Source organism: Mesorhizobium sp. B2-1-3A, assembly GCF_006442655.1.
Taxonomy (GTDB): Bacteria; Pseudomonadota; Alphaproteobacteria; order Rhizobiales; family Rhizobiaceae; genus Mesorhizobium.
Genome location: NZ_VFWK01000006.1, coordinates 129378 through 155155, shown reverse-complemented (window position 1 = coordinate 155155; position 25778 = coordinate 129378). Strand labels below are relative to the sequence as shown.

The window sequence follows — 25778 nt, the reverse complement described above, 5'->3', positions numbered from 1 at the left end:
GCGTCAGACATGGAGCAGCACCTCACGCATGACCGCTTACTCCCTTCTGTATCGGGACAACCGACGCCGGCCGTTCAGCTGGCGAGGGGAAGGGCCGGATAACGTTGGCCAGCACCTCCTCGCGCGAGCCAAAGGAGTGAAGCGTCCCATTCGACATTACCAGTACCTTGTCGATATTGGTGAGGGCTGAAGGACGGTGCGCAACGACGATGACTATGCCTCCACGCTGGCGCACCGCCAGGATCGCGCCGGCCAGGGCGGCATCGCCATCGACGTCCAGGTTTGAATTCGGCTCGTCGAGGACGACAAGAAACGGCTCGCCATAAAGTGCCCTGGCAAGCCCAACGAGTTGCCTCTGTCCGGCCGAAAGGGCTGCCCCTCCCTCGCCTACGCGTGTTTGAAAACCATTCGGCAATCGCATGATCATCTTGTCGACGCCCGCCGCCCTGGCGGCTGCCAGCACGCCCTTGGCGTCGCCCTTGCCGCCAAATCTCGAAATATTGTCGGCAACCGTTCCATCAAACAGTTCAACATCTTGCGGCAGATAGCCGATATGGGTGCCAAGCTGTTCGTGACCCCATTGGTCGAGCGAGGCTTCGTCCAGCCTTACCGTTCCGCGAAGCGGCTGCCACACGCCCACCAGCGCGCGCACAAGTGTCGTTTTCCCGGAACCGCTTGGGCCGACAATCGCCATTCCCGCGCCCCCCTGCAGGCGGAAACTGACATTGGCCACGGTCGGTTTTTGCTGGCCTGGCGGGGCTATTGTCAGTTCCTCGACCGCAAGCATCGCCTGCGGCGCTGGCAGTTCCATGAGCTCGTCATGGCTGCCGAAGGCGGTCAGCGCCCTCGCCAGTTGGGAATAGCTCTGACGAAATGCCACAAACCCTCTCCAGTTTGCCATCGCCGCGTCAACCGGGGCCAACGAGCGGCCCAGCAATATGGATGATGCTATGATCACGCCAGGCGACGCTTCACCTCCAATCACGAGATAGGCACCAAGCCCCAGGACGCAGGACTGCAAGGCCATCCGCAGCGCCCTCGACGTTGAACCGGTGGCGCCGACGATGTCGGAAAGGCGCTCCTGGTGCGTGAGATATGCGTGATTGACCTCACCCCAACGGCGGGCAAGCCGCCCGGAAAGGCCCATCGCGCGGACAACTTCCGCATTGCGACGGCCAGAGTCGGCAAGGTTGCGTTGCGACACAAGCGTCTCGGACGCGCGCGCGGCCGGGCCGCGACCAAGGATTTCCGCGACAACCGTGAGCAGCACGACAACAATCGCGCCGCCCGTCGCCAGCAGACCGAGCGAAGGATGCAGAAGAAAGATGACCAGTAGATAAAACGGTATCCACGGTGCGTCGAAGACGACAGTCGGCCCCAATCCGGAAAGGAAGCCGCGCAACTGATCCAGGTCACGAAGCGGCTGTACCCGGCTCGCGTCCTGCCCGCCGATGAGCGGCAAGGACAAAGAGAGGCCGAAGACCCTTTGCTGCAGAGTCTTATGGAGGCGATTGCCGATTCGAACCAGGAGGCGAAGCCGCACAAAATCCAGCAGGCCGTAAACCGCGTAAAGGCCCAGCATCCCGATCGTAAATCCGACCAGCGTCGGAACGCTCTGCGAAGGCAGAACGCGGTCGTAGACTTGCAGCATGTAGACGGAGCCGGTCAGGGCAAGAATGTTTATGACCGCCGAGAACACGCCAACGCCTACCAGTGCGGGCGCGGCGCCAAGCATAGCGCCACGCAGATCGGGCGAGTTTCCACCAAGGCTCATGGCTTGCGACCTCCGGTAAGAAGTCGTCGGGCAGGTTCACTGGCTCCGCCGGCCGTCAACAATTTTTTGGTTTTCAGGAGCGTTTTCCCTTTTTGCCTTATAATATTACGCCCCACTAACGTACGTGGCCTTCGGTCAAAATGTAGCAAAATCGTGACGCTGGCCCGAAAAACCGGGAATCGACGCATTAAACCAGGGGAAAACTGCCGTTTTAAGGTGCGAGGAGGGCTGTACAGATCGCGTTTCAGGCAAACGAAACCGAGCCAACATCATTTTTTTCGGGGGGTGAGTCGCCGCAGAGGCGAAGCCGCGGCGCCTGGCTCACGGCCGTTTCACCGAGCCATTTTAGTGAGCGATCTCGTCTTCTAATGCTTCCTCGCGATCTAATGCTTCCTCGCGATAACCAGGAAATGCTGCGCCAGTTGTCCGGGAACGCGCAGGGTTCTGGATAGCTTCTCGAAGGGCTCGATCAATGCTTCGCAGATCCGCGGCAAGAGGCGTCCGGGCCGAGGCAGATAGCCGTAAGGTATCACTTCCTCCACGACGAAGCCCGAAGCGGTCAGGAGTTTCTTGAATCTCGTCTCGCTTAGCGTGTTGCGAACCGTGCGTCCAAGCGACCAATTGAGCAGCCGGCAAACCAGGCCGATGGGCGAAGTCGCATTCATATGAACGTTGCACACGAGCCGTCCGTCATCCTTCAATTGCTGGTTTATCGCTTTCAGCGCTTCCCGTTTCAGCTGATCCTCGGCATTCAGAAAGAAGCGAAACGCGGTTACGACATCGAAGGTCTCTTCGAGGGATTCCATCGTCATATCGATGTTGCGCAGTTTCACATTGTTCGGAACCTGCGCGCAGGCAAGCATGGATTTGGAAACGTCGACGCCGACCACCTCGCCGAAAACCTCAGCCGCGACGTTGGTGATGCGACCTGTTCCGCATGCAAAATCGAGGCAGTTTCGACCGGCTCCGCCCATTGGGCGAAGAACGTCCAGGATCATGGGCCTTTCGATTTTGTCCCACAGCGCACCGTAATAGCCGAACTCGTGCGTCATGTTGTAGTGCGCGCCGTAGCCTGGCGCGCAATGACTGGCCCTGTAGTCGTCCGACACCCGGTCGCCCTGCGTGTGGATCTGTTGGCTGGACGCCAGATCCTGCCAAATCGCGGGCTTGCCGGGTTGAGCCTCGGCCATGAGAATTCGGACCGCCGAAGGCGTATCGACAGCATAAGCCGCCGGCTGAGCCATCCGAGCCGTGTTCATCAACCATTTCCGCTTCGCATCTCGCCTGGAATTGAGCCTCACCAGGATCTCCTGTTCGGTTTGTTCGACCCTCCAATCGAACAGTTTCCCAAGCCCCCCTTTTATCGGCCGGCGATTGAAGCCGCCCTATTGGATTGCAGCACTTTGCAGATCACTGCTGAATTTGGCTTCGACGGTATCCCCCGGCATCACAATCGTATCTTCGTCCGCCGAGATTTTGCGCCACTCGTCGCCTATCTTGCGCACGATAGTGACTTGAGCCTGGATCGTTTCGCCGGCGATCGGCAATGGCTGGGCGGATGCTCCGGTCGGTTGCAACTTCTCGCTGGCGGCACGGAGTCTGGCGGTGACATCCCCCAGCCGCGCGTTGGTGTCCTTCAGATCCGTCAGCAAGCCAACCTTCCTCTGATTGTCATTGCGTTCGCGCTGCCTGACATAGTCCTCCTGCTGGCGCCGCGCTCTCATGAGCTCGACCGAGGTTTGCAGCGCACCGCTTGAAGACAGAAGCAAGGCGCGCCTGACATCGGCGAGCCGGGTGTTGGTCAGATTGCCTGCGTCGAACGCCTTGGTCACTTTCGCCAGGTCGTCCTGATCAGCCTTCACGCTCTCGGACTCGACCTGTTCGCGCTTCTGCAAAAGCTCGATTTGATCGGCCGCGTCCTTCTGGCCCTTCTCAAGGAAGGCCTGTTCCTGCTGGAAGTCGCTCAGCGCGATCTTCAGCGCGTCCGCCTCGGCCTGGGCGACCGCTGACCCGACGCTGGGCGACAGAGGCGACCCCTGTGGCGTCTGCTTGTCGAAATCCGCCTGGTCCTGAAGTTCGGCGCGGAGACGGGCGGCGTGAAAATACTCTTTGGTGTAGTCGCCCCAGAGTGTCTCGTAATCGCGCCTGAGATCAACTGGGTCGGGTCCTGTCTGGCCCGCGCGCGACCGCAAGAGGCTGAAGCCGCCGGAGACGGCGAGCGCCTGCCGCACGGTCATGAGCGGACGGTAGACCTGCTGTCCCGGCGTAAGCACGTCGCCCGTCACGTAGATCGGACGATAGTCAGCGATGATGGCCGTTATATCGCCTGGTTTGACGACAACCATCTGCTCTCGTCCATCGGGCAAACGCACGTGAAAGATCGTGGCCGGCAGAAGCGTCTGCATGCGGTTCTGCAATTCGGACGCGGTCAACCCTCCGACCATAACCATCCCGACTTCGGGAAGGGCGATATTGCCGTCCATCTGGACCACGGCTCGCTGCGTTCGATCCGGAATTGGCGCTATCCCTATCTCAACCGTATCGCCAGGTGACAGGCGATAGGGCTCGACGTCGCCGGCGGCAGCCATCGATGTCAGGAACATCCCGGCAACCGAGGCAAGAACGGTTCGTTTAGCGAAGGCCATTTGCGACAATCTCCTTCTGGTTCGGCACCGGCTCCGAAGGCCATTCAAGACGGGAAACGAAATCGTATACCGGGCCACCGGGCACGCCCCAATTGCTAGACCAGATCACCTGCGAGCCATCCGGAGATGGCGAGGCATGCGTCTCGCTCCAGTAATCGAAGTGCGCGTTTTGCGTGTCGACGACACGGCGGACCTCTCCGCTGCCGTCCAAGCGCAGTGCAATGACCTGCTGCGCGTAAGGCGCCCAATCCGGGTGCTGCGCTATTTCGGCTGGCGTACCGCCATAGCTCAGAAACACCCAGCCCGGCCTGTCCAGCGACCTGAGCGACGCATGCATGGCCTCGCCATATTTCATCAGCGAGGTGACCTTGCCGTCAGTCAATCGGCGCTTGATCACCTGATATTTGTCGGGATCCGATTTGCTGATCCCGACATAGATTTCGCTGCCGTCGGCATCGACCGTCATGTCGCCATGACCGGGCCGGTGGTGCTCCATCCACTTCTGGCGCAGGACGCCGTCGATGGAAAAGATGAAGTTCGGTTCATTGCCGTCCGGCAATACCTGTGAGCACACAATGTTGATCCCGAGCGGGGAGATCGAACAGGAGCCGGTGGTTCCTGGAAGCTGGGCAAGATCGATATCCGGGAACTTCTTCCGCTCCTTGAGGTCGTAGCCAAAGACCACCGCCTTGCCGTCATTGCGCGTCGCACGCACAGCAATGCGGTTGCCATCGCGGCTCGGATTGCCCTTGTTAGGCCCGAACTGAAGTTTGGTGTAGGCCGACGAGGTGAACACGACGTCCTCATGGTTGGTGCGTGGCGCCCAGGTTGAAATCTGCCGGTCGGCAACGCAGATCATCAGCTGGGGATCCCTGGGATGCCATTCGCACTCAATCGAGCGGTCGCGGTGGAATAATGGGACGTAGCTGTGGCCGTCGAGAAAGCACATGCCACCGCAACCATTGACGATCAAAAGAAGGCTCTGGTCGGCATTCCAGGCCTGTGCGCTTGAATAGCGGTGGGTGCAGTATTTCGTCCCGCATACACCGGCCAGGCCGAGAATTCCGGGTTCTGTGATGCGCAAGAAGACCGTGCCGGACGCCGGATCCCTTGTTTCACCCAGATAGTCCGGAAGGTTGGCCGCCACCAGCGGCCCCGACGCGTTGCTTGCCCGACCGCCGGCCATGTAGAAATTCAGGAATACGGCACCGGCAATCAGCAACAGTGCCACCAGATGCCGGCGCAGCAGGGTCATGTCATATAGCCCTTTTCGCGCCGTACCCGGCCTTCGCCAAGGCGCGCGCGCCACCACGCGATCGTCCGCTCGAGCCCATCGCGCAGACTGGTCTGCGCCCGCCATCCCGTCTCGCTTTCAAAGCGCGAGGAATCGGCGAGCAAGGCGCGAACCTCCGAATTTTGCGGCCGCAAACGGCTTTCGTCGCGATGGACCGGTTTTTTGGAACCGCTCAATTCGAGGACGAGGTCCAATACGTCGGAGATGGTCACGGCGCGTTGGCTGCCGGCATTGTAGGCATGGCCGAATTCGAGCCCCGCCAAGCCGGCCGTCAGGAACGCCGCGGCGGTGTCTTCGACAAAGGTCAGGTCACGGATCGGGCTCGTATCACCGACCATGATCGCAGGGCAGTTCGGGTCGAGGGCCTGCCGGATGATGGTCGGCACGATGGCGCGCTCACTCTGGCGAGGACCATATGTGTTGAAGGGCCGCATAATGACGACCGGAACATCAAACGACCTGGCGTAGGACTCCGCCATCATGTCGGCACCGATCTTGGATGCCGAATAGGGTGACTGTCCCTGCAGCGGATGCGTTTCGCGAATGGGCATGGTCTGGGCGGTTCCGTAGACCTCGCTCGTGGAGGTATGAACCACCCGCTCCGTCTCCCATTGACGCGCCGCTTCGAGCACGTTCACCGTGCCCAGGATGTTGGTTTCCACATAAGACTGGGCGGCCGCATAGGAATATGGAATCGCAATCAGGGCAGCCAGATGAAACACGACGGCCTGGCCCCGCATGATCCGGTTCAGGAACGCGCTGTCGCGGACGTCGCCGCGGACGAGCTTCAGCCGGCTGCGGATGTTGTCCGGCAAATCGTCCAGCCATCCATGGCTGTCGAAGGAATTGTAGAGCGCCAGGGCCGTGACATCGGCCCCGTTGCGAACAAGCGCTTCGGTGAGATGCGAACCGATAAATCCATCCGCGCCTGTCACCAGAACTTTCTTGCCATTGTAGCTCATGACTGCGCATTCCCTTGGCTTGATGGAGCGCTTTCCATTTTGGGGTTCATACGTCGATCGGCGGTGATGGAACCCAGCCGACAACCGCCAGGAAGCCGCGTGCCATCCACATGATGTCGGAGCCGATGGTGCGCTGCGGATAGTAGGACAGGTCGAGCCTTGCCTTGGCCGGGAACATGACCTCCCGGTAGAACAGGATCGGATCCACGGATTGGGGAAATAAACGCGCCTCGTGCCGGAAAAGAACCTGCGTTGGGCCCAGCAGGCCAGGTTTGTAGCGCAGGACGGCCTCCAGGCCACCGTGGAAGCAATCGGCGAAAGCCAGGCTCTCAGGTCGTGGCCCAACGATCGCCATCTCGCCTTTGAGGACATTCCACAGCTGCGGCAATTCGTCGAGTTTGGTCGCGGCGAGGAACCGGCCTATCGTCGTCATGCGGCTGTCGCCAACCATGGTCAGGGCGAGGCCTTGGGAGCTGCAGTCCACCCTGAACTTGCGGAATTTGTACATGCGGAAGGGTTGGCCACCGGCGCCCATGCGCGTTTGCACGAACAAGACGGAGCGGCCACCTTCGACCAGAAGCGCCACGGCAATCAGCAGCATCAGCGGCGCCAAAATAACGGACGCGGCGCCGGCGACCGCGAGATCGATCGAACGTCTCACGAAGCCATGCGTGGGGCTTGCCACGAGACGCCGGTGAAGTGAGAGATCTGATGCATTCATGCCGCGGTTCCTGTCTGAGCGCCGCTGCTAAGCGCGGCTGCCAGCGCAGCCACAACTGCCTCCGCGACAGGCGACGTGATCTGGGGGTGCAGTGGAATTGTCAGCTCTCGCTGGGCAAAATCCTCTGTACGCGGCAAATGGGTGTCGGGATAACGCTCACGATAGAGTGTCATCTGGTGCACCGGCGGATAATGGATCGTGGTCTGGATCCCCAGCGCCCGCAATTCGTCGATAACATCCTGCCGCCTAGCATAGCGCGGCAGGAGGATCGGCATGATGTGGTAAGCCGACGTCCGGGGTTCGCTGAAGGGAACCGTCACGGCAGGGCAGCGTTCCGCGATGAGGCGCCGGTACAGCACGGCCAGGATGCGCCTGATTTCGTTCCACTCCTGCAGGTTCTGCAGCTGAACCAGTCCGATCGCGGCCCGCAACTCATCCATGCGGTAGTTGAACCCGAGCATGGTGACATCATATTGCGGCGTACGGCTGTTCAGCCGCTGATGTGTCCCGGTCGTCATGCCATGCCCGCGGGCCTGGCGAATCCTGTCGAGCAGATCGGGGTCGCGCGCAATCACGGCGCCCCCTTCCGCCGTTGTCATGTTCTTGTTGCCATAGAAGCTGAAGGCAGCCGCTGCGCCGAATGTCCCCACCTCCCTCAGGCCGGGAGCATGCGCGGCATCTTCGATGATATGCAGCCCTCTAGCCCGGGCGAAACGCTGCCACTGTTCCCGATTGGGGAGGTAGCCCGCGAAATGCACGAGAATGACCGCCTTTGTGCGTGGCGTGCACCGCGCTTCGGCCTCCGCGAGCGACATCAGCGGCACGTCGGCCGACTCGATATCGACAAAGACCGGCGTGGCCCCGACATACAGCACGGCATTCGCGGTCGCCACGAAGGTCAGTGACGGAACCAGCACCTCGTCGCCCGGCCCGATTCCCAGCGCGTGCAGGATGAGATGAAGCGCCGCGGTACAAGAACCGACCGCAACGCAATCCTGTGCGCCATGGATGTCGGCAAAGGCCTGCTCGAAAGCTTGTACCCGCTCTCCCATGGTAAGCCAGCCGCTATCAATCACCTTCGATAGGGCTACCTTCTCCGGTACACCTAGAATTGGTGCGCTCACCAAGAGCATCTTGACCTCCTGAACTGTTATTTGCTGGTTCGGCCTCTGATTTCTGAACTCTTCACGCGGCCGCGGCGGCGACCTCGATCGAGGTCGACTGCTCTTCCCAGGCAATCGCCTGTGCGTTCTGGAAGTCGTCAACGCGACCGATGTCGAGCCAGAGACCGTCGTGCTTGTACACATGCACGGCCGTGCCGCCCTGCATCATCTGGAGCATCAGATCGTCAAACCCGAAAGGGATGCCGGAAGGAATGAACCGCAGGACATCCGGGTTCATGCAGTAAATGCCCATGCTGACGAGATGGGAAAGTGTCGGTTTTTCCCTGAAGAGCTGAACGGCATTGTCGACCTCGTCGATGACGCCGAAGTCCATCTTGATCAGCCGGCAGGCAGTGGCGATCGTGACCGGATCCTTGTGCATACGATGCGCGGCTACGAACCGGCTGAGGCTTAGATCGGTAAGAACATCGCCGTTGAGCACGACAAATGTATCGTTCAGTTCTTCCCTGATCAAAGACAGAGGCCCGATGGTGCCGAGCGGCTCCATTTCCTGGGTGTATCTGATCTTCAGATTCCATTGCGATCCATCTCCACAGACGCTGCGGATCAGGTGCCCGAGATAGCCGGTCGTGATGTAGACCTCTTCTATGCCGTTGCGCCGCAGCCACTTGAGAAGCAACTCAAGAACGGGCCGGGCTCCGATCGGCATCAAGGGCTTCGGCAAGACCGACGTGAAGGGCCGAAGGCGCGTGCCCATTCCACCACATTGAATCACCGCTTTCATCCGATCCTCCCTGATTTACAATTTGGTTCTGTCCGGGCATCTCGTGTTCGAGTTCATTCGGACTTGGCATCCGGCCCGACCCTCGGCGGCACTCCGAACATCATACGAGAAGGGTATGTGACAGCTGGGGTGGCTGTCGTCGTGCATTCGAATGGCAACGCGCCAACGCTCTTCCGGTATTGAATTTTCCGCGAAATCGAGGCCGGCCTGAGCGGTCAGGACCTGGCCGCGAGCAGCGTCCGCCAAGTGCCGGGATTGGCCTGTGAGCCCCCGGTGAAGGCAGGTGCTGGCATCAAAAAGCCGTGAGGCAACGCGGCCTCTTGTGCTCGATATCGCTCAGCAGGCCGGGCAGCTCGCGCAGGGTTAAAAAAAATAACAGAAGCTTTTTCGCAATTTAGGATTATATTATGCATGCGTGATGTTCGCGGGTGGGGACGCCGTGGATATCACTGTGATGTGACGACTGGTGGTTGATCACGACTTTCAGGATCGCCGCAGTTGTGTCCATCATGGAGGAATGGGAGGTTTCAGCGGGTTTTCTCGTCGGGAACCGAGTGAGCGTTGGGGTAGTTCAATGTATCGGATCGTCATCGCTGACGATCACGGCTTGTATCGGCGCGGCTTGCGGCTGGCACTTACGGCTGGGATTCCGAATGCCGAAATATTCGAGGCTGCGTGCTTCGATGCCGTGGTCAATCTTCTCGAGGAGCAGGCATCCATCGATCTTGCGATCCTCGACCTTAACATGCCCGGACTGTTCAACCAGGAGGTCCTCGGGGACGTTCTGTCGGCCTATCCCGGCACGCGCTTTGCGATCGTTTCGGGGGACGATTCGCGCTCTGAGATACTGACCGCTCTTTCGATCGGACTTCACGGTTACATCGTCAAGTCGCAGAAAGACGAGGAAGTCGTGCTGGCCGTAAACGAGATCCTCTCCGGCCGGATCTATGTGCCGGCGCTATTGTCTCGAGCGTCGGCCGAGAAGCCATATCCGACCTTGCCCCCGGCGAAAAATCAAACTCGTCGGAGCGTGAACGGCGCCAATCTCGACAGGCTCACACCGAGACAGCAGGACGTCCTCAAACTGATGGCGGAGGGGTATTCGAACAAGGAGATCGCCCGCAACCTGGATATTGCGGAGGCGACAACGAAAATTCATGCTGCTGCCGTTCTGCGCGAGCTCGGCGTCCGAAACCGGACCGAAGCAGCCGTTTTGCTGCAAAGCTGGCTGTCGAGGAATGTCAACTGACGGCCATCGCTCAAGGCGAGCGGTTTGGGTGACATGCGCAGGGCAAGAACTTAAAGCGTGTCACCAGATCGTCTCACAGATGACGCGCTTCAGAGTTCGATTTCCTTCCGCGACAGCCGCAACGAATACCGCAGTCCGTGCTCCGATATTTCCAGTTTCGGGGAATGACCGACAAGCGGCGTGCCGTCGACGCCGATTATCATGGAACCGAAACCGTGGCGCACGACCTTTGCGTTCTTCCGCCGTCCCGATTCCACCCAGTCGAACACGAGATCGTCGCCCGCGCCGTCGGATGCGAATTGCCACTTAACCTCGACCTTGCCTTGTGAGTCACCCAGCGCACCGTGTTTCACGGAGTTTGTCGTCAGCTCGTGAAGTATCATCGCAAGGCTCTCGGCGGCGCCACCTGGTACTAAAACGGAGGGGCCGCTGATCGTTATATCCCGTGTTTCCTTGAAGGGCTGCAGTTCCTGGGCCACGAGCTCGTGGAGCAACCCTGAAATATTGCTATGACCTGAAAGGAGCATGTGCGTCGCTTCCAGCGTTCTGATCCGATCGATCAGCATTTCCTTGTATTTGGCAACGTCGTTCTCGGGAACATTGATCATCTTCACCAGGGCCGTGATGACCGGGAACAGGTTGCTGAACCGATGGCGTTCTTCGCGCATGATGCGCTCGCGCTTCTTCACGGCAGCGCGAAGAAGCGTGGTTTGTCGACGCTCGGTGAGATCGGCAGCCACCCCGATGCGCAACGGTCGATCGCCGTGTTTTTCCTGCCGACCGCGCATGGCAATCCAGCGCACATGGCCGTCCGTCCGCCGGACACGGATCTCGATGTCGTAATTCACACCCGACGATGGTTTTGCCGAGGCCGCCAGCTTCAGCCAATCGGCCGGATGAATCACGGTCGAGAGTTCTTCCAAGGGGCGGACGCGCGTAGGCGGCAGGCCAAGGATGTCCCAGAACTTGTCGGAGCCTGTGACTGTCCCCTCCTTGAGATCGATACGCCACGTACCTAGGCGTCCGGCAGACAGAGCGAGATCAAGCCATTCCTTCTGAGCCCGGAGAGCCTCGCGGGCGGCTCGGCGTTCGGAAATATCGTCGATCACCACGAACACGCTCTCGGTGGACACCTCGTCAGGCCGCGACGAAGACAGGGCCAGGCGAGCCCAGAACGCCTTGCCGTCCTTCCTCAACAGGCGAACATCCGCAGCGGATGACGCGGCGCCATTGCTCAGATCTTTCAACAAATCCCGCACGGCATCTCGATCGTCAGGAAGAACGAGCGCCTCCAGCTCCAGCTGCGCAAGTTCCTCTTCTCCGTAGCCGGTCATCTCAAACAGACGTCTGTTCGATTGCAGCAGTTCGCCACGTCGATTGGCATTCGCAAAACCCAAGGCGGCGCGCTCGAAGGCCCACCGATAGCGGCCCTCGGCAGCATCGATGGCAGCAAGCCTTGCCTCGGCGACCTCGAGCGCCTCGCGCAAATCCTGTCGCAGGCGGTGGAACACAAACGCGATCAGACCACCCGAAACCAGGAGGAAGATGGCGCGCGTCCAATCCTCCGCAGAGATTTGAGAGTTCAGGACGCGCTGTTCCCACAAGCCGGCGGCTGCCATGAGAAGCGTCGCGGCGATGGCGAGCAATCGCCCTTCGAGATATGCAATGATAATAATCGCGGGGATAAACGCAATAAAGGCCGCGTCCTGCCCAACATGTATTGTATTTGTTATCACGAATATTAAAGAGACTGCCAGCACCAACAGCGAAGCTACATGAGCTAACGGGGTGCCTGGCACATTCAATTTCAGTCGACGCAGAACCAAACCCATGCGTCAGCCTACAACCTTCCGTCTAGTCCGTCGAGACTAGGCCGTGAAGGGGCAACCTAGTACCACTGCCGGATTGCCACGCCTTTCCCGGCGAATAAAATCGAGGGTTGGAAGGGCTCATCAGAACGCACATTTCAACGAACGCTGCGGAATCGTTCTGCCGCAGACTTCTTCAACTATGTCAAAACCCAAGACAGAGGAGCGCGCTCTGGGTGATATGTGAAACTCATAGCAAGTAAATGATGCGTAATTTACTTGCGTCAGAAGCAACTAGGGTTGGGGTAGAAGCTATGACACTGATTGACAGGCACAACGACGTGGCTGCGGGCAGCCAATACATCGTACTGAGGAATACTCGCAATGCACGCTCGACACACCTCTCGGATCGATCGGACGCCAGAATTGGCGGGGCACAGCGACGCAGTTTGGAATCCATAACCGGCATGCTCGACCGCATAGGCTGCGGTTATCTGGTGCTGGATCGCGACAGAAAAGTAATCGAATGGAATGGGGCCGCTCAAGACACACTGGAGCGGCAGGGCGAAGCGGCCGAAACGGCCAGCGAGCTTTCCGCGGGGCTAAGGCGGCTGGTCGCGAATGTTCCGGTCCATTTTCAGCCAGGCTCACTGTCATGGGTGGTGATCCGCAGCAGAGGCGACAGGCCGGTGATCCTGAATGAAACGGGCGTCATCGCGCCCGACGGGACGAGCATCGTCGCCTTGCTGGATCGGGAGAATACGTCAGCGGCCAATCCTCAGACATTGCAAAGGATGTTTGGCCTGACCAGCGCGGAAACGCAGCTGGCATTGCGCCTGGCTCAAGGCGACGCGCCGCTGGAGATCGCTCGCAGTTGGCGCCTCAGCCGCACGACGATCCGCTCCCAGCTTGCCTCGCTGTTCGCCAAGACCGAGACAAAGCGCCAGGCAGAGCTGGTGGCTCTTCTGGGGCGCATTTCGGTCCTGCCGTGAGATAGGCAACTTCGCCAGGTGTCGGCATCCGTCCGGATCCACTCGATCGGGAATCGAGCGTAGCAACGCAGCCGTGCGGCTGCGTTGCCACGGTCATGGAACTGACGGCACCCTCCATGCCCATTTCGACGCGCGGTCGGACACAGGCAGCGCCTGGGATCTCGAAACAGGAGTGACTTGCTATGGTCGAACTGAATTCGACAGGGCGGAAGCTGGCGGATGCCGCTCGCGTGCAGTCTGACGGCGCTGTGTCGAAACTTGCGCGCGCTGGGCCGGTCGTCGTCACGGGTGCCGCTGGATTCATCGGATTTCACGTCGCGTCGCGGCTTTTGCGACACGGCGTCGAGGTTGTCGGCGTCGACAATTTCACGCCCTACTACGATCCAAGGCTAAAGGAAGAGCGATTTGCACGCCTCTGTGCCGAGCCGAGGTTTACTCCCATGCGGATGGATCTTGCGGACCAGGCGCTCGTGAAAGCGCTGTTTTCCGACTTCCGGCCATCGCATTTTGTACACCTCGCCGCTCAAGCCGGGGTGCGCTATTCGCTCGTCGACCCACATGCCTATGTGCAGTCGAACATCGTCGCGTTTCTCAATATCCTGGAGGGTTGCCGGCACACCGGCGTCGGCCATCTCGTTTATGCCTCGTCGAGCTCCGTTTATGGCGCCAATCGAAGCATACCGTTTTCCGAGCACCATGGCGCCAATCATCCGGTCAGCTTCTACGCCGCGACCAAAAGCGCCAACGAATGCATGGCGCATTCCTACAGCCACCTGTTCGGCCTGCCCGTGACCGGATTGCGCTTCTTCACCGTCTATGGTCCCTGGGGCAGGCCCGACATGGCGGTCTATACGTTCACCCATGCCATAGCCGAGGGACGAACGATCGAAATCGCCAATGCCGGCCACGTGTGGCGAGATTTCACCTATATCGACGACATCGTCGAAGGGGTGGTTCGAGTGCTCGCCGCGCCGCCGCGCGCGGATCCCGATTGGGACAGTCAGGCGGCCGATCCCGCCACCAGTTCGGCGCCCTATCGGGTCTACAATATCGGCAATGACCGGCCCGAAGAAATCAACCGCCTGATCGCGATCATCGAGAAGGCGCTCGGCCGCCGTGCGCTTCGCGTCAATGTGCCTTTGCCTCCGGGCGACGTCCTAGAAACCCGCGCCGACGTCAGCGATCTTCGCCGCGCTGTCGGCTTTGCGCCGGCAACCGCACTCGAGGACGGCGTGCAACGGTTCGTGGAATGGTACCGGGATTTTCACGGAAAACCCGCCAGCCGGGAACGACAAGCGTTCATTCCGGCATAGGCGAGAAACGGGTGCCGGCGCGGCAACCGGAAGGAGGGCAACGCCGGTTCATCTACCCAAGCCCATGGGGTTCCACATGCGAACGGATGGCGTTCGCCCTGGAGCAGTTCACCATTCACGGAGATGGCGAACTGCTCTAACTATTTGTTTTGACGGGATTCTTGCGGGAGAACGTTTCACACTTTTCCCGGAATTGCCCTGGCCGGCAGCGTTGTGGTGCTCGGTCAGTCTGCCTTGGGATACGCCGGCACCGGAAATGGGCGCAGCTGCTGTCGGGCGCTGGACCCGACTCCCAAGAGGCGTCGGGCACGGCCAGTCAGCGGCTTCTCGAACAGGCGGTAGATGATGAGTGCCACGCCGAAAGTGGTCGCCAGCGCCAACGCGATAAAGGTCCAGGGGCCAAGCACCAAAATCAGGCCGGTTCGCCAGAAGAAGATGCGCATGGCGCGGATCACGAACGGATGCAGCAGGTAGAGAGCGTAGGACGCATCGCCAACACCAGCGCCCCATCGCGCGGCCAGGCTTTCCTGCCGCAGCTCGCCTGGTGCCAAGGCAGCACTCCAGACGATGAGAGATGCCGGGATGCCATAAACAACGGGGCGAGCAAGGCCGATCGAGATATCGGGAAAGGCCGCCGCGAGCATCAGGGCGGCCAGTCCTGTCGCAGCGACGCAGGCCCTGATGAAACCGGATGGCCGCAGGGTCGAGGTGCACATGATGCCGATTACCACGCCGAAGGCGAACTCGAGGATGATCGGATCGGTCCAGAACGCGAATGGCTCTCGCAAAGGCGCCGCGAGACGGCCTGCGAGCACCATCCCCACCAGGGTCGTGAGCAGGACCGTGACGGCCCAACGCATGGGGAGCACGATCGCCGCTGCAAACAACACGTAGAAAAGCATTTCATAGTTGAGCGTCCAACCTAGCTCGTAGAGAGGCTGAACGACGCCGTCAGGGCGAGTGGCGGGGATGAAGAAGTAGGATTCGATTACAAACCTGAAATTGATGTAGGTCTGGTTGAGGAAGGTGGGAGCGAGCAAAGCCACGGCAAGATAGAGCGTGGTGACCGACCAATAAAGCGGGACAATCCGGGCTATCCGGCGAGAAAGAAAGAGACGCGCGCCACCCGTCTTTGCGAACAGCTGTCGTGACGTGTGCACCATGATCAGGCCGGAGATCACGAAGAAGATATCGACTCCGGCGCTCCATGGTATCGGATCCCAGGCTTGAAAGGTGCGGCCGGCCTCCGATTCCAGCGTCGCCGCATCATGCTGGGCGTGGCGCAGCGCAACCGAAGTTGCCGCGAGGGCGCGCAGAACCTGGACCTGTGTGAGGGTTTGACGTTGACCGGGCTCGACAGGCGTCGATCTTTCGGACCGATGGCGCATCGAAGACGTCGAGGCCGCCGCCATTGGTTCTTGTCCCATGGATGCTCCGCAGCTTGCCACAACACGGTGACGCGCGTCCGGAACTCACGCATCCTTCATATGACGGACACAGCCGGTAAAATATGATGGCAGCAGGCCTTCAGCCATCTCGGATGGTGCCAAGCCCACCCGCCGCCGCGATGCCGATGAACATGCATCGGGGCCTTCGTTCACTGACTGGTCGACGACGGGGACCGGCACCGATGGATGAAGTGCCCTCATTTGCCCGCCCTCAAGAACCAATTCCCTTGCTGGGCGTCAATCGCGTTCGGCCTGATCGAGAGCAGGGCAAAAACCAAGCCCGGCAAGATTTTCAGTCGCTTGCCGATATAGATGGCCATGGCAACGCTCCAGATACTTAGGGCAAGCGCGACACCCACGGCAGCGCCGATCGGGCCGTAGATCGCGACGCCGACGGCACAGGCTATGATGTTGGCCGCGGCGCCGGCGATCATCGTCGTTGCGGCGGCCCATTCGTTTCCAGTCATGGTCAGGAGATTCTGCTGAGGCCCGCACAGCGCGACAAAGACATATCCCAAAATGAGAACACGCGCGATTGGCGCTCCCGCGATGTAGCCCTCACCGAAATAGCTCAAGAACGGTTCGACGATCAGCATCATGGGGATGGCCACCGCTATGGCGCCACCGGCGGAAAGCAACGTAGCCCGTGCAAACAGCTGCTGCAGGGCCTGACGATCTCCCCTGGCATGCAGATCGGCCGCGGTTGGCGAAAACATGGTGGCGACGGCGATGCGAGAGAGTCCCACAAGCATCGCGACATTCAACGCCAAGGCGAAAATACCGGCTTCACGAATATGGTCTGTCCAGCCCAAAACCAGCACCCCTGCCCGGCTGACGAAAACATCGAGCCCGGTGATGAGCATGAGCGGGGGGGCAGCAAACCACCATTCCCTTGATGCATAACTGGGTTGAGTCTGCCGCAAGCCAGATGGTTCGAACCTCCTCGCGGTGATGAACACCAGCCCAACCGTGAAGGCGGAACTTATCAGCACCGCCACCATCACCGCCGGCGCGTCCACGACCCATAGAGCGGACTTGGCCATGATCGCCACCAATATCAGCAGGAGCCCATCTCGCACGATGCGCTCCGGCAACAGCGCCGAGACGACGCCCCCAAAGGCGCGTATGACCGTAGCGCCAATGGCATAGGCGGTAATCAAGGGTACGGCCGCCATGCCAAGCACGATACTGATCTCAAGTCCGCTTCGCATATGATCCGATCGCGCGTGATCCGAAAAGAAGAGGACCAAGGCAGCGCCCGTCATTCCGAACAGCGCCGCCGCAAGAAGCGATTTCTGCAGAGCGAATTTTATCACCCCCCGCGCCAGATCAAGCCTGCCGTTGGCTCTGTAGGCGGGCACAAAACGCAGCAAGGATACATTGAAACCAAGCGTTGCCAGATAGGCGAGCACTGAAGTCCAAGCCAGAACATAGGAATAGATGCCGTAATTGCCGGGTCCGATGAGACGTGCAATGGCCAGTTGTGCAAGGCTCGTCAGCCCGGCACCTCCGATATATATCATAAGGGCGAAGACGCTTGCCCGAGCGAGCCGCGAGCCGACGTCCTTGTTCCGTCGAGGTGTGGCTATTGAGGGAGGGGCAGCGGGATAAACTGAAGCCTTTCGAGACACGCGACTGTCGAGACCCATGACATGGGTTTCGGGGACGCCTTCTCTTCGGTCTTGACCTGCCAATCCCCTATCCATCCGCGAAAGCGCGGAAATGACTTGCTTCTCGACTGTACAAATACCCTTGAACTTCGATTGACTGTCGACATTGTCGACGGGAATAATTTTTTGGCCGGAAGTCGCGAGAAGACCATTTATGGATTCGAACACATCAACGGAGAGCATATTCACGTTCAAGTCGGCCTCAAAGACCCGCTCCGCCGGCGGTTGATGCTTGATCCGCTGCCGTAAACGGTTCTCCACGACATCCGACGGCACCACCAGCCTGATGGTGAGATCGGCCCGCGGCGCGAGGCTGAGCGCCGTTGCGAGCACATCGTTGTCTGTGTTCCCATTGAAAATCGCCAGCGATCCAATCGCTTGAACGTATCCTTGGTCGAAAATTATAATATCAGGCGATTGCCTGGCCCGGCTCCAGCAATGCGAAAGATGCAAAATATATCGCCAGATTCGAGCACGCCAGATTCGCTTCTTTGGTGTTATCAATCTTACCATCGACAGCGAAATCGACAGATCGTTCGCTATCCCGCCCGAGGAAAGCAATATTCTTAGAGTGGAGAATATTGCCGACGCGATTCTCGTGATGAACAGAACGATTCCAAGATCAAGGCTTCCCGCCCTCGTGCTGGGCTTATAGCTGAGGGCGACCTTGGCGTTATAGCCTTTCCCACGCAATTGCTCTGCCAGCGCGTGTGCAAAGGTTGTTTTGCCGGATCCTGGCGGTCCAAAAAATTCAATGATCATTCCGGGTCAGGTCCGATTGCGGGAACGCACCTAGTTCCCTGTGGTATTTGGCGGAAAGCGGAGGCACGGCCCATCAAACCTTCGCCAACAGGAGGTCGGCGTTATCCCCGAGCCGGTAGCCGCCGTGCCTCTTTAGATTCACCTGGGTGAGCACGCTCCCTACTGGAACGGCAACGGATCCACCGCCCCGGAGCGACTCCAGAACACCACGGGCAATGCTGCGCCTCGTCCTGTCCCAGCGAACGGCGAAAAGCACCGCGTCAGCCCAGCGCTTCAGAAGTCTGGTTTCGGGGCCGTCGAGTCCCAGGGGCCCGTTCATGATGACGACGTCGTAGACCGAGAGCAGTTCATCGGTGAACTGGGATTTGTCGACCGTCGACAGAAGTGTCAGCAGATCATCCGAAGGGGCTGGGGCGGCCATGAGGTCGATGCCGACTTCTGGCATTCTCGTGATTGCATCCTGCAGCGCGCAGCGTTCACTCACATAGTCTCCGAAGGAGTTGTGAGCCTTGATGGTGCTGAATTCACCACGAAACTCGTTCGTGAGCCGCACGTCCTTGCGATCGAGGTCGAGGAAAAGCACCCTTCCGCCCAGTCTCGTTGCCGCCAGCGCCAGGCTCCATGCCAGTTCTGTCTTGCCCTCGTCCTGGATGCTGGACGTCACGAGGATGATATGCGGCGGCTGACCCCTGCCCTGAGTGGGCGCCGCGGTGACGAGAAGGGATGTCGCGGCTCGACTGAACGGTGAGTTCTGCTGGCCCAGTACCAGATGCCGCAGCTGTCTCGCATGAAGTCCCGAAACCTTGGGAAGCAGCCCTATGCACGGAATCCCAAGCTCGGCTTCGGCTTCAGCTTCGCTGCGCAAGGTCTGATTGAAGTTGTTGCGGATCAGAACGAACACCGCCCCCATCAGGCCAAACACGATCATGCCGGGTGGAATCAGGAAAATTGGCGACAGGGTCTTGGGATTTGACGGCGCCCATGCCGTCGAAAGGACCGCTACGCCTGGCGAAGGAGCGGCGATGCGCCGTATCAGATCCTGCTGGCGGCCAAGCAGTTCGTTGTAGTGCTGTGTCACGATGGCCACCTGCGGCTCAAGGGCGCGCAATCCGGAAAGCTGGCTCGCGGTGTCGGCCACGGCCGCATCGAGCACTCTCTTGCGGTCCTCGAGAGCCGCGACCTGCGCGCGGTAGACATTCGCCTCCGCGGCGATGTGTGCGATGGCCTGTTCCATTTCGAGGGTGATCGCGCTGCCCGGATCGCCGTCCGCAACGGCCGGCTGGCGTGCCATCAGGTCCGTCAACACAGGCGATCCGATCTCTTCAGCTATGGCCGAGACAGAGGCGCCCGCCTTTCGCAGGTCCTCGATATGGCTAAGGCGCGATTCCGAGGCGGAAAGATTGGCCTTCGACAAGAAAATCTGCCGGCCGAGCTCCGCTGTTTCATTGGCTGCGTTGTTGGCCGCACTTTGATCAACGGCGCCGTGTGTCAGCCGGTAGGTCTCCAGCCGATCGGTCGCGGCGACCAGATCCTTTTGTACTTGCGGCAGACCGGCGACCAGCGACTCCAGCTCGAGCTGATCCGATGCACGACGTTTCTGCACGAGGTCTTCGATATAGACCTGAGCGAATGTGTTGGCGATGAGCGCTGCACGCGCCGGACTGGCATCGGTGAAGCCGATGGTGATGACGCGCGAGCGCAGCTCTTGTCCAACCCTCATCCCGTTCCGCAGCGTCTTCAGCTCGGCGGCATCGGCGGCATCAGCCGCTTCCGGACTTCCCGCCGCCGGCTTGCCCTGCGACCAGATCCGGTTCAGGAGATTGCTCACGAATGAGCCAGTGGCGGGCGGGACGGCACTGATGCCGCTCTTTCCGGCAGCGTCGGCATCCTGAGCCTTGCGTAGTGCCACCAGAACTCGACGCAGGTGGGCTTGCGACGAGAGCATCGTCAGATGGTCATCTATGCTCGAATCCAGGGAGTCTTGAACGAGCGCCGCGCCACCCGGATTGCCGGTGCTTGGGGCGTCGATGATGACCTGCGTCGTCGCCTCGAACAGCACCGGACGGGTAAGGCCCGCCAGGCCGGCCAGGATGCCACCCAGAAGGGCGATGGCAAGCAACAACCATTTTCTCGTCGCCAGGGTGGTGACAAGCTGATGGAAGGGAGACGACGGTTGCATATGCTCGCGCGGCGGTCGCCTCATCCGCGAATTGGTGTCAAGCGTAGCGACGGCCATTTGCGTAGCGCGCGGAAGTCTGGCGCGGCTGGCTATGGAACCTTCCATCTCAATCCCCTGTCAGTTCGATATCGTAAGAAAGATGCGTTGCCGGCGCCGATGGCCGCATGGCTTCGTTGCGCCACGCCTGGAACATCAGCAGCGGCCACAAGTCGCGGAAATGATCCTGGTTTCCACGCAGGTGATCGCGCCAACATGCGTCGACCTTCGCACAGTCGATGACCCCGTCTGCGGACAGGCGTATCGTGGCGATGATATCGGTTGCCCAGTCGCGCAGGGGTCCTTTCAGCCAGGCCCCGACCGGAACGTCGAAACCTTGCTTCGGCCGATCGACCAGTGAGCGCGGGACATAACGATCGAGGAGCTGGCGAAGGATCCATTTGCCCTTGCCATTACGGACCTTGGCACTGGTCGGAAGGCGCCAGGCGAATTCCACGACGCGATGGTCCAGGATCGGGCACCGCCCCTCGAGGCTGTTGGCCATGGTGGCGCGATCGAGCTTCACCAATATGTCGCCCGGCAGATAGCCTGTCATGTCGTCGAACAGGAGACGCGAAAGCAGGTCGTCGAGCTTTGCTGCGACGGCAAGCGATGCCGGCGGCTTGTGATGAAGGAGGCTGTTGGTGGAAGACCCCGTCAGTTGCCGAAGCAGTTCGTCTTCATCTCGCGCCGCGAGCAGGGCGGCGAGGCGGTTCAACCTGTCACCGCGCAATCCGTGCCGCATACTCGCCGAAAGCGGCAGGCTGCCGAAGATGTCTCGGTGGGAGGCCTGAGCCAGCAATCCAGCCCCCGCCGCCAACATTCGACGAAACGATGATGGCAGCTCATGCTGCCTTCTGAGGCGGGTTGCCAGGAAGTGCCGGGAATAGCCCGCGAAACACTCGTCGCCACCATCGCCCGATAGCGCCACCGTTACGTGCTGCCTGGCGAGGCGCGAGACCAGCAGCGTCGGTATCTGCGACTCATCGGCGAACGGCTCGTCCCAGATCCGCGGCAGTTCCGGAATGACGTCAAGCGCCGCGGCCGGTGAAAGGTGAAGTTCGGTATGATCGGTGCCCAGATGCCGAGCAACCGCGGCCGCATGGGGAGCCTCGTCGAACCCGCTCTCGCCGAACGCTATTGTGAACGTGCGAACGGGCTTCCGGGACTGTGCCTGCATCAGCGCGACGACCGCCGAGCTGTCGATTCCGCCCGACAGGAAGGCGCCAAGCGGGACATCTGCAATCATGCGTTCCTTGACGGCAAGGCTAAGCAGCCTGTCGAGCTCCGTCGTAAGCTCCTCGTCGCTGCCGGCGATCGGATCCCGCTGCGCCTTGCTGGCGACATCGGCCAGCGACCACCAGCGGCGAACACGATGCGCAAGCGACCCGGCGCCGCGGGCATTGGCGAAATCCGCCGCCGTCACCGACAGGACTGAACCAGGCGGCAGCTTGAACACGCCCTGCCAGATGCAAAGGTCATCCGGCACCCACCCTTTCGAAAGCATCGTCGCCGCCGCATCGACATCGAGTTCAGGGTTGAAGCCGGGGAAGCTCGTGATCGCCTTCAGCTCCGAGGCGAAGACGAGCGCTTCACGTGTCGAGGCGACATAGAGCGGCTTTTTGCCCATTCGGTCGCGGGCGAGGTGGAGAATCCGTTTCTTCAGGTCCCACAGCCCGAAAGCGAACATGCCGGCGAAGCGCTGGAGTGCCGTATCGAGGCCCCAGCTCTCGATCGCGCACAGCATGACTTCCGTGTCGCTGGTGCCACGGAAATGGTGGCCCTCCCCCTCCAGTTCGCGACGCAGATCGCGGAAATTGTATATTTCGCCATTGAAGGTGATGACATACCGGCCGCTTGCGGAATGCATCGGCTGGCGACCCGCCTCCGAGAGGTCGACGATGGCCAGGCGCCGGTGTCCGAAGGCGATCCCCGCCTCACGGCTCATCCAGAATGCCTCGCCATCAGGCCCGCGATGACGAAGGGCCATCGCCATCGGCCCGATCGCCCTGAGGGCATTGGTATCGGCTGCATCTGGCGCCAAGAGAATTCCGGCGATCCCGCACATTCTAATATCTCCTCTGACGAATGATCGTGGGAACCGACTGAGGTGTTCCAGCGACAAGGCAGAGGGTCAAAGAAAACCACACGATCGGATGGCGGATGATCAGGTGCGGAGCACTGAAGACAGCGATCGATGCCGTAAGCGCCACGAGAGCGTCCAGCCTCGCACGCCAAGCGGACCAGGCGGCCGAGCCGAGGATCCACACCAGGGCCAGGACTGAAATCAGGCCGCCCTGAGTGTAGAGATCGAGGATCGTGCTATGGGCCTCGAAAGGCCGCGGCAGAAACTGCTGATTGACCACGGGCGGAGTATCAAGGTGTGGGCCTGGGCCGAGACCCAGAGAGCCGGATCTTGCCCCCTTGTCCAATGCCGCGTCCCAAAGATAGAGGCGAAGTGCCGCGGTTTCCGCGGTCGCTTCCCCGCCCTTGTCCTTGGTGAGGCTCTTGGCGAAATCTTCGGCGCTGGCGGCCTCGCTGAGCGCGTAAGGCGCCATCGACACCGCCAATGGAAGGAACGCAACCGCGAGCAGGAGGGCAAGTTGGCGCGAAAGGCTGGCCTTGCCGCCGTCGCCTGCCAGCAAGGCCCGAAGCCGCAATCCCAGAAGGATCAGGCAGGCCAGGACTGTCGTATAGAGATAGGTATCGCTCTTTGTCAGCCTTCCGACATAGAAGGTGATGATCAGGCTGAATAGCCCAAGGCATCTTCCCCACGGATTGCTGGTGGTTATGGCAAGATGCAGGGCCAGGGGACCAAGCAGAGCGCAGTAGAGCGCAAGCTGGTTCGGATTCTCGGACCAGCCGGAAAAGCGGTCCCAGTACCAGGGACGGACGCCAGACTGATGGATCCAGCCGAAACCAACCCCTAGCTGAACGACAAAGCAAGCACTCGCGATAGCGACCATCCACCAGGCGATACGACGTAAACGGACAGCCGCGTTCGGCTCCGCTGCGGCCAGGCAGGTGACACAGGCCAACAAAACGTACGCCATCGTGTCATGCAACAACGGATCGAGAAACAATGTGGTCGTCATAAAGCCGATGATGGAACCGACGCCCAGGGCAAGCGTCAGGATCAGCCAGAAACGTGCAAGTTTGGCCAGGGCCGGCGTTACCTCCAGCCGGCCGCCAGCAAGGACCCGCGTGATCGACATCAATATCCAGAGCGTGAGGAAGAGTTCGCTGTAGCCGAACGGCAGCCCCGGAATGCTGAGCTGCACCGCGTAGGACATTGCTATGCCGATGGCCAGGAACGCATCACGGATCATTGCCGCGCCTCACCCAATCGGGGGTTTCGCGCACGCTCTTCCATCATGGTCGCGGGGGCCGATCGAGCAAGACTGCCGCTGCCACCGAGCACGGTCTTGTATAGCTCGCAATACTGATCGACGACCCACGACAGCGAAAAGCGCTCCCGCACGAGTCCGACGGAACGGCCGCCCATGATTTTTCCGCGGGCGCGGTCGGACAGGATCTCGATTATTCTGGATGCGAAGCCTTCCGCATCGCGCGGCGCGACGAGATAACCGTTCCAGCCATCCTCGACCACGTCATTGCAGCCCGGCATTCTCGAGGCCACGATTGGCAATCCGGACAATCCCGCTTCCAACAGCACGCGCGGAATGCCCTCGCGATATTGCGTCGGAAACGCGAACAGATCGGCCATGCCAAGGAGGGCCGGAACATCCCGCCTTGACCCCAAGGCGATCACGTGAGGAGCATATCGCTCGATATCGGACTTGTTGACCGCAAATGGACCTTCCGAATCCTGCGGGCCGACGAGCACGAAACGTGCATTGGGCCTCTCGGAGAGGATGCGGGGAACCGCCTTGAGCAGGGTCGGGATCCCTTTCTGACGGGTCAGCCGACCGACAAAGATCACGACTTCGGCCGACTGAAGCCCCAGTTCCTCGCGCATCGTGGCGGCCGACGGACCACGATACCTTGCTGTCGAGAATGCATCCAGGTCGATGCCAGAGCTGCGGATCAGCCGCGCTTTGCCGTTGCCCACCAGCCGGTAGCGCTCGAAGAAGGCTTGATCGTCGCGATTCTGGAAGACGGTCATCGCTGTCCACAAGGACGCGAGGCCCTGAAGAGCGCAGAAGACCGGACGCAGCGCCAGAGCGCGCGGCTCCAGCGACGAGAATGTCCACCCAAGGCCATTGATGGTGCGGATGACCGGAACCTGCCCGCGCACGGCCAAGGGGGTCAGGAGATTGGGCTTGGTGTCGAAACTTTGAACGATGTCCGGACGCAGTTCGGACATCAATTTGCGGACCGTGCCGAGAGCGCCCCATTCCCCTCCGCCGCTGCTAAAGCGGTCGAACCCAAATCGGCGATGGGGAATGCCATGGAGGGAGAAGGCGGCCCCCGCATCGCTCGACACGGCAGTGACTCGAAAACCCTTCTCGCGCATCGCCAGCAGGAATGGGATTCTGAGGCGGTGATCCTCGCCTCCGATGCAGACAAGGTGCGGGCTCATCCCATGCCCCCAGGATGCCGGCAGTATCCCGACCGCATCAAATGGCTGGCTCTTGGATCTGCTCTCATGGCCGTTCATCGCCCCTACGCACACAACGCCAAATCCACGCTAGGAGCAGGCCTTCCCGCTGTCCTCGTCTGTTTGAATGAAGCAGGGCGTTGGACGATGCGGCGATGATCGGTCGGCGCATATCGGATCGCCGAGTCCGGTCCGGAATCATTCGTTCTAACGATGCCACGACCGGCATGGTCGCGTAGGACACTGCAAAGCCAGTCAGCAAAAGGGGGACTGTGTTGGAAGCGTTCGAGCGCCTGCGTTCAGAAAGCTCGTTCCCACGCCCCTTGGCGTCCGTTAGTGGGCTGGCAACGCGGCAGGACGTTACGATAGATCGCAATATCGGACCTCCAGACGATTTCACATGGAAACGGGCATCGACCCGCCCTCTGGACGTGGACGGACCAACCAGCCATCCAT

Annotated in this window: 18 protein-coding genes; 3 read left to right on the top strand and 15 right to left on the bottom strand. The window is 60.5% G+C overall.

Going from position 1 to position 25778, the window contains the following annotated elements; translation table 11 throughout:
- Nucleotides 1-22 precede the first annotated feature (22 nt).
- The 8 genes from FJ977_RS25220 to FJ977_RS25185 form a co-directional block, all read right to left on the bottom strand.
- Nucleotides 23-1735, bottom strand: a complete 1713-nt coding sequence (locus FJ977_RS25220) for a type I secretion system permease/ATPase (protein WP_246683332.1) — start codon at nucleotides 1733-1735, stop codon at nucleotides 23-25.
- 422 nt (nucleotides 1736-2157) lie between these two features.
- Nucleotides 2158-3075 (bottom strand): class I SAM-dependent methyltransferase, encoded by a 918-nt coding sequence (locus tag FJ977_RS25215; protein ID WP_246683331.1) that lies wholly within the window; start codon nucleotides 3073-3075, stop codon nucleotides 2158-2160.
- Between the two features lie 84 nt (nucleotides 3076-3159).
- Nucleotides 3160-4419 (bottom strand): polysaccharide biosynthesis/export family protein, encoded by a 1260-nt coding sequence (locus FJ977_RS25210; RefSeq protein ID WP_140774882.1) that lies wholly within the window; start codon nucleotides 4417-4419, stop codon nucleotides 3160-3162.
- The gene (locus FJ977_RS25205; RefSeq protein WP_140775215.1) at nucleotides 4406-5674 is read right to left on the bottom strand and encodes a hypothetical protein; all 1269 of its coding nucleotides are present in this window, start codon (nucleotides 5672-5674) and stop codon (nucleotides 4406-4408) included. Before FJ977_RS25205 ends, FJ977_RS25210 begins: the two co-directional genes overlap by 14 nt.
- On the bottom strand, nucleotides 5671-6675 hold the full coding sequence (locus FJ977_RS25200; RefSeq protein ID WP_140774881.1) for an NAD-dependent epimerase/dehydratase family protein: 1005 nt from the start codon (nucleotides 6673-6675) through the stop codon (nucleotides 5671-5673). The genes FJ977_RS25205 and FJ977_RS25200 overlap by 4 nt, the downstream gene beginning before the upstream one ends.
- A gap of 46 nt (nucleotides 6676-6721) precedes the next feature.
- Entirely contained in the window at nucleotides 6722-7396 is a 675-nt protein-coding gene (locus FJ977_RS25195) for a sugar transferase (RefSeq protein ID WP_140774880.1), read from the bottom strand.
- Nucleotides 7393-8529, bottom strand: a complete 1137-nt coding sequence (locus FJ977_RS25190) for a DegT/DnrJ/EryC1/StrS aminotransferase family protein (protein WP_140774879.1) — start codon at nucleotides 8527-8529, stop codon at nucleotides 7393-7395. Before FJ977_RS25190 ends, FJ977_RS25195 begins: the two co-directional genes overlap by 4 nt.
- Before the next feature lie 52 nt (nucleotides 8530-8581).
- Entirely contained in the window at nucleotides 8582-9304 is a 723-nt protein-coding gene (locus FJ977_RS25185; RefSeq protein WP_140774878.1) for an NDP-sugar synthase, read from the bottom strand.
- 574 nt (nucleotides 9305-9878) lie between these two features.
- Between FJ977_RS25185 and FJ977_RS25180 the strand changes: the two genes are divergently transcribed.
- Nucleotides 9879-10553 (top strand): response regulator transcription factor, encoded by a 675-nt coding sequence (locus tag FJ977_RS25180; RefSeq protein WP_140774877.1) that lies wholly within the window; start codon nucleotides 9879-9881, stop codon nucleotides 10551-10553.
- Between the two features lie 89 nt (nucleotides 10554-10642).
- Here the strand turns inward: FJ977_RS25180 and FJ977_RS25175 are convergent, their stop codons facing one another.
- Nucleotides 10643-12385, bottom strand: coding sequence for a PAS domain S-box protein (locus FJ977_RS25175; protein ID WP_140774876.1), 1743 nt, complete (start codon nucleotides 12383-12385; stop codon nucleotides 10643-10645).
- A 290-nt stretch (nucleotides 12386-12675) separates the two neighbouring features.
- Between FJ977_RS25175 and FJ977_RS25170 the strand changes: the two genes are divergently transcribed.
- Nucleotides 12676-13353: a helix-turn-helix transcriptional regulator gene (locus tag FJ977_RS25170; protein ID WP_140774875.1), complete on the top strand. Its 678-nt coding sequence runs from the start codon at nucleotides 12676-12678 to the stop codon at nucleotides 13351-13353.
- 182 nt (nucleotides 13354-13535) lie between these two features.
- Nucleotides 13536-14666: an NAD-dependent epimerase gene (locus FJ977_RS25165; RefSeq protein ID WP_246683330.1), complete on the top strand. Its 1131-nt coding sequence runs from the start codon at nucleotides 13536-13538 to the stop codon at nucleotides 14664-14666.
- A gap of 224 nt (nucleotides 14667-14890) precedes the next feature.
- On the opposite strand, the gene FJ977_RS25160 is transcribed toward FJ977_RS25165, so the two are convergent.
- The 6 genes from FJ977_RS25160 to FJ977_RS25135 all read right to left on the bottom strand — a co-directional run bounded on the left by FJ977_RS25160 (nucleotide 14891) and on the right by FJ977_RS25135 (nucleotide 25304).
- Nucleotides 14891-16093 (bottom strand): acyltransferase, encoded by a 1203-nt coding sequence (locus tag FJ977_RS25160; RefSeq protein ID WP_140774874.1) that lies wholly within the window; start codon nucleotides 16091-16093, stop codon nucleotides 14891-14893.
- Between the two features lie 218 nt (nucleotides 16094-16311).
- Nucleotides 16312-18546: an oligosaccharide flippase family protein gene (locus FJ977_RS25155; RefSeq protein ID WP_140774873.1), complete on the bottom strand. Its 2235-nt coding sequence runs from the start codon at nucleotides 18544-18546 to the stop codon at nucleotides 16312-16314.
- 73 nt (nucleotides 18547-18619) lie between these two features.
- Nucleotides 18620-20830 (bottom strand): exopolysaccharide transport family protein, encoded by a 2211-nt coding sequence (locus FJ977_RS25150; protein WP_140774872.1) that lies wholly within the window; start codon nucleotides 20828-20830, stop codon nucleotides 18620-18622.
- Between the two features lies 1 nt (nucleotide 20831).
- Complete coding sequence (gene asnB / locus FJ977_RS25145) at nucleotides 20832-22829, bottom strand: asparagine synthase (glutamine-hydrolyzing) (protein WP_140775213.1); 1998 nt, start codon at nucleotides 22827-22829, stop codon at nucleotides 20832-20834.
- A gap of 1 nt (nucleotide 22830) precedes the next feature.
- The gene (locus FJ977_RS25140; RefSeq protein WP_140774871.1) at nucleotides 22831-24090 is read right to left on the bottom strand and encodes a polymerase; all 1260 of its coding nucleotides are present in this window, start codon (nucleotides 24088-24090) and stop codon (nucleotides 22831-22833) included.
- On the bottom strand, nucleotides 24087-25304 hold the full coding sequence (locus FJ977_RS25135; protein ID WP_140774870.1) for a glycosyltransferase family 4 protein: 1218 nt from the start codon (nucleotides 25302-25304) through the stop codon (nucleotides 24087-24089). Before FJ977_RS25135 ends, FJ977_RS25140 begins: the two co-directional genes overlap by 4 nt.
- Between the last annotated feature and the right edge of the window lie 474 nt (nucleotides 25305-25778).